This is a genomic window from Candidatus Skiveiella danica (genome assembly GCF_022705245.1).
In the GTDB taxonomy this organism is placed as follows: domain Bacteria; phylum Pseudomonadota; class Gammaproteobacteria; order Burkholderiales; family Burkholderiaceae_C; genus Skiveiella; species Skiveiella danica.
This window is the reverse complement of sequence record NZ_JAKJEW010000074.1, coordinates 1-2,403: the sequence shown is the minus strand read 5'-3', so window position 1 is coordinate 2,403 and position 2,403 is coordinate 1. Positions and strand designations below refer to the sequence as shown.

Annotated in this window: 5 protein-coding genes; all 5 read left to right on the top strand. The window is 62.3% G+C overall.

Annotation, left to right across the window (positions count from 1 at the left end; translation table 11 throughout):
• The coding region (locus ACMUOY_RS19975) for a YdcF family protein (protein WP_413894488.1) at window positions 1-668 on the top strand (668 nt) is incomplete at its 5' end.
• Between the two features lie 84 nt (window positions 669-752).
• The gene (locus ACMUOY_RS19970; protein WP_413894487.1) at window positions 753-1,010 is read left to right on the top strand and encodes a hypothetical protein; all 258 of its coding nucleotides are present in this window, start codon (window positions 753-755) and stop codon (window positions 1,008-1,010) included.
• A complete protein-coding gene (locus tag ACMUOY_RS19965; protein ID WP_413894486.1) occupies window positions 1,007-1,282 on the top strand; it encodes a type II toxin-antitoxin system YafQ family toxin in 276 nt (91 codons plus the stop codon). The genes ACMUOY_RS19970 and ACMUOY_RS19965 overlap by 4 nt, the downstream gene beginning before the upstream one ends.
• 161 nt (window positions 1,283-1,443) lie before the next feature.
• Window positions 1,444-2,022, top strand: a complete 579-nt coding sequence (locus tag ACMUOY_RS19960) for a hypothetical protein (protein WP_413894485.1) — start codon at window positions 1,444-1,446, stop codon at window positions 2,020-2,022.
• 16 nt (window positions 2,023-2,038) lie between these two features.
• The coding region (locus tag ACMUOY_RS19955) for a hypothetical protein (protein ID WP_413894484.1) at window positions 2,039-2,403 on the top strand (365 nt) is incomplete at its 3' end.

The following is a 2,403-nucleotide window of genomic DNA, read 5'->3' as shown; positions in this document are numbered from 1 at the left end:
CCAGTGTGGAATGGTCATTGTTTGCTATGGATGTTGATGTGTCATCGCAGGCGCAGCGCGGCAATCCGGCGGCCATGAGTCGCCGCGCCAAGGTCGCAGTGGCGCTTTTGGTGGCGTTTCTGTGCTTGCCGGAACTGGCGCTGCTGGGGTTTTTCACCTCGGGGGCCCTGTTGTCTGCGCCGGCCGGGGACGCGCGCCATGTGGATGCGGTGGTGGTGCTGGGCGGTGACGAGGGCATGGGCGGCCGGTATGCGCGCGGGCGCGACTTGGTGATGGCGGGGTACAGCCAGCGGCTGATCCTGGTGTACCCCAGCGCCGCACAGATTGCCGATGCCGAGGCCAGGGTGCCGGGCGTGGAGATTGTGGATTCGATGCCAGCGCCTGGAAGCTCTGGCAGCTGGGGTGAGGCACTGGCCGTGCGCGAGCGCATGCAGGCCGAAGGCTTGCGCACCGTGATGGTGGTGAGCGACCCGCCCCACATGCTGCGCCTGCGCTACACCTGGGGCTCGGTTTTGCGCGGCACCGGCATCGACTACACCCTGGTCGCCACCGCCCCGCCCTGGTGGCCCGGCTGGCGCTGGTGGCGCAACCCGGGTGCGTCGGATTTCGTGGGCAACGAGGTGCTGAAGCTGGGGTATTACGTGGTGCGGTACCGGTTTGGGTGGTGAGGAAATCGTGTGGCGAAAATGGCAGTTCAAGCTTTTACCGTATGATGAACAGTGTGATTGATAACATTGTCTAAAGGAGCCGGAATGACGCACATCAGCGCGAACGAGTTGAAAATTAAAGGGGTGGCTGCCATAGAGGCCGTACTGGCGGACCATGCCGAGGCGATTGTTTCGGTGCGCGGCAAAGACAGGTTTGTAGTGATGGAGTTGGCGCACTACCACCATCTGCGTGAATGCGAGCTGGACGCCGCGCTGGCGCAGACGCGCGCCGATCTGGCTGCGGGGCGCTTTGTGCAGGAGTCCGCGCAAGCGCATGTGGCGCGGCTTGACAAGCTGGCATGAGCTGGACGCTGGTATTTACCGATGCCTATGACCGGCGCGCCGTGCGCTGGCTGAAGCGGCACCCCGATTTGCGCCAGCAATACCTGAAAACGCTCCAGCTTCTGGAGGCCAATCCATTTCATCCGTCGCTGCGCTTGCATGCCCTGAGTGGGCGGCTGGCCGGGGTGCATTCCGTTTCGATCAATCTGAGCTACCGGATCACACTTGAACTGCTGATTCAGGATGAAAGAATCGTCCCGGTGAACGTGGGCGACCACGATGCGGCGTATTGATCGAAGGTGTAATTGGGGTCAGACTCCAATTGATTATTGCGGGCACCGGTCAGCACTTGTGAGCACTTATGTATTGGTAGAAATCGCGGTCACCCGGATTCAGGAGACGCATACTGCACGTTCGCAGCCAGATTGCGAATCAACAAACTCAAGGGGAGCCCGTGGACGAACAAGTACAAATCTGCCTTTTCGACGGTGACAGCCTCTCTTCCTATCTCGACGCAAGGCAGCGCGCTGTGGCCGGCGTGGTGGAGGGCATCCACCAGCAGGAGTTTCTGGCCGCAGGTGACGAGGCCGTGGTCAAACAAGTGGTTGACCAGCTTTCCGTCGCGCCTCTGGTGCTTGATAGGGACCAGATGCAGACCCGGCAAGTCGAGACGAAGATCAGGATGAGGGTGGACGGCGACGACTACGGCAGGCCGGTCAGGCGTGAGGAGTTGGTGCACGCTTACAAGCTTTCTTACGTCATCCCGTTCAGCGGCGAAGCCGCGCTTTGGCAATTGAGCAATGGCCCCCGCGGGGGCCGGATGGGCAGTGTTGACGCCGCGCGAGGCATGTTGACATTGACGTTTGAAAACGCCACCCATGTGGACTCCAACTGGTACCAGCGCCAGATGCAGCAGACGATGGAGGACATCGACCGGGTTATCCATGACCAGGGCACGGTGCTCGCCCCATTTCACCGCAGGCTGGCCGAAGCCGCTGCCAGCGCCGTGGCCCGGCGCAGGCGGCACATTTAGGATTGAAGGAGCCACCATGCCCATCCCCAACAAGGCCCGGTCCGGCGGCCCCCAGACGGCCGGTGGCCGCGCCGCCACGGTCAACAACGCCATGAAGAACGGCGCCTACGCCGTGCAAGTGGTGCTGCCGGGTGAAGATGCCGCGCAGTTTGAAGCCCTTGAAGCCGAACTGATGCGTGACTTCGAGCCCGTGGGCATGGCAGAAAAAGCCATGGTGCACGACCTGGCGGTCTTGACCTGGAAAAAGCTGCGCATCGACCGGGTGGAGCACTCGCGGATGACCCAGATAGCCCTGTTGCCAGTCCTTGAGGGCGCCATCGAAGAAGCCTTTGGCCCAGGCTGGCTGCCCCAGGCCATGCCCCGCATCGAGCCCTTCACGCC

What these genes read in the sequence shown, in the direction of transcription:
- ACMUOY_RS19970 (WP_413894487.1), top strand. Translation starts at nt 753, where the DNA reads ATGACGCACATCAGCGCGAACGAGTTGAAAATTAAAGGGGTGGCTGCC.
- ACMUOY_RS19965 (WP_413894486.1), top strand. Translation starts at nt 1,007, where the DNA reads ATGAGCTGGACGCTGGTATTTACCGATGCCTATGACCGGCGCGCCGTG.